Source organism: Halorubrum sp. SP3 (assembly GCF_005435195.1).
In the GTDB taxonomy this organism is placed as follows: Archaea; Halobacteriota; Halobacteria; order Halobacteriales; family Haloferacaceae; genus Halorubrum; species Halorubrum sodomense.
On the sequence record NZ_SGTU01000270.1, the window covers coordinates 1 to 564 of the forward strand.

Annotated in this window: 1 pseudogene; it reads left to right on the forward strand. The window is 52.0% G+C overall.

Features of this window, described 5'->3' with window-relative positions:
• Window positions 1-225 (forward strand): annotated as a pseudogene (locus EXE42_RS16530) (restriction endonuclease); the annotation flags it as partial.
• Window positions 226-564: the final 339 nt, after the last annotated feature.

Consider the following 564-nt stretch of genomic DNA (forward strand, 5'->3'; position numbering starts at 1 on the left):
CTGGAAGGCGAACCGGTCTGTACGGGCTGCGCGGTGACGGAACGGTTCGCATTGAAGACGAAGTACTTCTACGACGAGGAGAATCTCGAGGCCTTCCGTGAGGAGTACGCCGCGATGCTGATCCACGAGAAGGTGATGGAGAATAAGCTCCTCACTGCTGGTGGGGGAGTAGTTACGGCTGTTCTACTACTGCTTGGCATCCTCGCACTTGGAGGTGTAATCTGAGTATCGAGGTGTCGAATTGGTTATCGCTCGGCCCAGGTCCGACGGTATTCAATAAAGTCTCGAGGATGTTGATGATCTCTCGCCCACTCTTTTGTTTCGCCAGGTGAATCACACCGCTCAGCGGTTTCGCAGAGGGTACATTTCGCTGTTATCCGAATCACCATTACAGGATTTTCTGTTTCCGGCGGCTCATCCACGTAATCCATACTGGACCAATCGGACTTATCGATTAAAACGGGTATTGTTCTCTGTTGTCCTGGCAATGGTCTGCTCTGAGCGCAAACACCTCGTTCTGATACGACCCTTTGCTCCCCCTGTCAATTTTATCGAGCAACGACT